The organism is Streptomyces sp. NPDC051555, assembly GCF_044454405.1.
Lineage (GTDB): Bacteria > Actinomycetota > Actinomycetes > Streptomycetales > Streptomycetaceae > Streptomyces.
Genome location: NZ_JBITDP010000095.1, coordinates 1 through 2,425 on the forward strand (window position 1 = coordinate 1; position 2,425 = coordinate 2,425).

At 67.8% G+C, this 2,425-nt stretch carries 3 protein-coding genes; 2 read left to right on the forward strand and 1 reads right to left on the reverse strand.

The window, feature by feature from the left end:
- Positions 1 to 330: 330 nt before the first annotated feature.
- The gene (locus ACIBEA_RS44380) at positions 331 to 1,404 is read right to left on the reverse strand and encodes an IS110 family transposase (protein WP_399270239.1); all 1,074 of its coding nucleotides are present in this window, start codon (positions 1,402 to 1,404) and stop codon (positions 331 to 333) included.
- A gap of 295 nt (positions 1,405 to 1,699) precedes the next feature.
- Between ACIBEA_RS44380 and ACIBEA_RS44385 the strand changes: the two genes are divergently transcribed.
- Both ACIBEA_RS44385 and ACIBEA_RS44390 read left to right on the forward strand, forming a co-directional pair.
- Positions 1,700 to 2,068, forward strand: coding sequence for a transposase (locus ACIBEA_RS44385; protein WP_399270241.1), 369 nt, complete (start codon positions 1,700 to 1,702; stop codon positions 2,066 to 2,068).
- Positions 2,068 to 2,425: hypothetical protein (locus ACIBEA_RS44390; protein WP_399270243.1), on the forward strand; the 358-nt coding region annotated here is incomplete at its 3' end. The genes ACIBEA_RS44385 and ACIBEA_RS44390, both read left to right, overlap by 1 nt.

The following is a 2,425-nucleotide window of genomic DNA, read 5'->3' on the forward strand; positions in this document are numbered from 1 at the left end:
TCCCGAGGGTCGTCCGGGGCCGGGTCGGGACGGTTTCGGTGCGGCTGCCGGGCGGGCCGGAGGCTGTCGCAGGACCCCCGCCCAGCGAAGGTCAAGAGCGATTCGCTGTTCGGTTCCGGAGATCACACGAGCGTCGGAATCTTGACTGGTGGGTCGGAATTTCTTGTCATGCGACCGTGACCGCGATCTTGAGATGCCGCGGGATGTGCGGGAGTGGCTGCCACCCGAGCACCTGTGCTGGAAGGTACTTGACATCATCGAACAGCTTGGCCTTTCGGCGTTCGAGGACAGTCACCGCGCTGACGGGCGGGGAGCGCTACGAGGACTCTCCTATGACCCGCAAGTGGATGCGGGTGGGACATCGGCGGCGTTGAGGTGGCGGTAGATCTGGCGTGCGAGATAGCGCTTGAGGCTTCGGCGAATCTCTTTGGTGGTGCGGCCTTCAGCGCGCCGACGTTCGACGTATGCGCGGGTGTCGGGGTCGTGGATCATGCGGCTGACCGTGGCCATGTGCAGTGCCTGGTTCAGGCGTCTGTCTCCGCCGCGGTTGAGCCGGTGGCGGACGGTGTTTCCCGAGGACGCAGGGATCGGGTTGACGCCGGCCAGACAGGCGAACGCGGCTTCGGAGCGCACCCGCCCGCGGTGTGACCAGGCAGCCATCACAACAGCTGCGGTGACGGGGCCGATCCCGGGCTTGTCCAGCAGCCCTGCGGCCGGTGTTGCGCGCACCAGCGCTGTCATCGACTTCGCGTTGGCGCTCAGTTCCTCGTCGAGCGCGACGGTGCGCTTGGCCAGGCGCACGGCTTCTCCGCGAGCGGTCATGGTAGCGACGGGCTCGTCACGGGTGCGCCAGCGGGAGACCTCGCGAATTTGTTGACCTGTCAGCGCCCGACGCCCATCGATACCGAGGTCCACGACGCGAACCAACGCGGTCAGCGCGTTGACGTTGGCGGTCCGCTCATTGGTCATCTGGTCTCTGGCGGTCACCAGCACCCGCAACGCGGCACGTTCTCCCTCGTCAGCACGGGGGTGGCGTAACTCGTGTTCCTCGAGCGGGAGCGCGGCCTCGGCCATGCGCCGCGCGTCGATCGGGTCCGATTTGCCCTTGCCGCGATGAACCCCCGTCTGAGGTGCTTCGATGACCTGATAGCCGGCCTCGGTGACGGTGCGGGCGAACTGGGCGCCGAAGGTCGCGATGCATTCCATGACCCACAGTGCGGCGAGGTCGCCGCCGGTGCGGCGAGCAGCCGAGGCAACCGCCCGGGTCATGCCGGCCTTGCTCGTGGGGAACTCAGCCGTATCGAGCAGTTCGCCGGCGGGCGCGGCCAGGACGGCCAAGACATGGTTGCGGGCGTGGGTGTCTACGCCTATGACGTACGGGTAGCTGTGCGCGACGATCGTCACGGTGGTCGGGTGCCTTTCAGTCCAGGAACCAACGGTTCGGCCGCTGACGGCCGACGTCGGTCTGGGCAAGAGTCACTCCGGGCCAGGACTGTGACGGGCCACGCCGTGAACGGCGGGCAATCTCCTGATCAGGACACCGAGGTGGGCCAGGGCGGCGCCGGCTCCCACCACGTCGGACAAGTCCACTTGAGGGCACCCTCTTGGGGCCACCATTGACATGAGTCACCACGCGGCGGGACGACCGACTCCACCCTGGCAGCCGATCCCAGACCGGCCACCCCGAGTCTCACAGCCGTTGACAGGAGGGGCCGCCTACCCGCCACCGAACCTGGTCGCGCTGCTCCTGTACTGCTACAGCAAGGGAATACGCTCCTCCCGTCGCATCGAGCAGGCGCGCTGGGACGACATGGGCTGCCGGATCATCACCGCGAACCGCCGAGTGGACCACTCCACCGTCGCACGCTTCGTACGACGCCACCGCGCCGCCTTGAACGCGCTGTTCGTGCAAGTGCTGTCGCTGTGCGGCCGCCGTGGCCTGGTCGATCTGTCGGCGGTGGCCGTGGACGGCTCACCGATGGAGGCGAACGCATCCCGCGACGCCAACCAGCGGCTCCAGCGGCTGGAGGAGATCGTCTCCCAGTGCGAGAACGAGATCCATTCCTGATGGAGGAGGCCGTCGACCACGCGCGGGGCGTCGAGGCAGATAGCCCGACACAGGGCAACGCCGAGGAGGAGCGCGACAGCTGGCCTCTTCTGTCTCGGCTGTGCGACCGGCTCACCCGGGCCCGCTTGGCCAGGGACAGACTGCATGAACGAGCTCTGCCCTCACCCACCGAGATCCGGATCAAGGTCGCAGCCGCCGAGCGGATGGTGGCCCGCGCCGAGAAGCGTCTGGCTGCCGAGACCGAGGCACACCAGGAGAAGCTGAAGAAGTACGAGCTCCGCGTCCGGGAGGATCGGGCGGCCGGACGTCGTGGAGCGAACGGACGGCCTCCGGTCCCGATGGAGCACAAGACCGTCC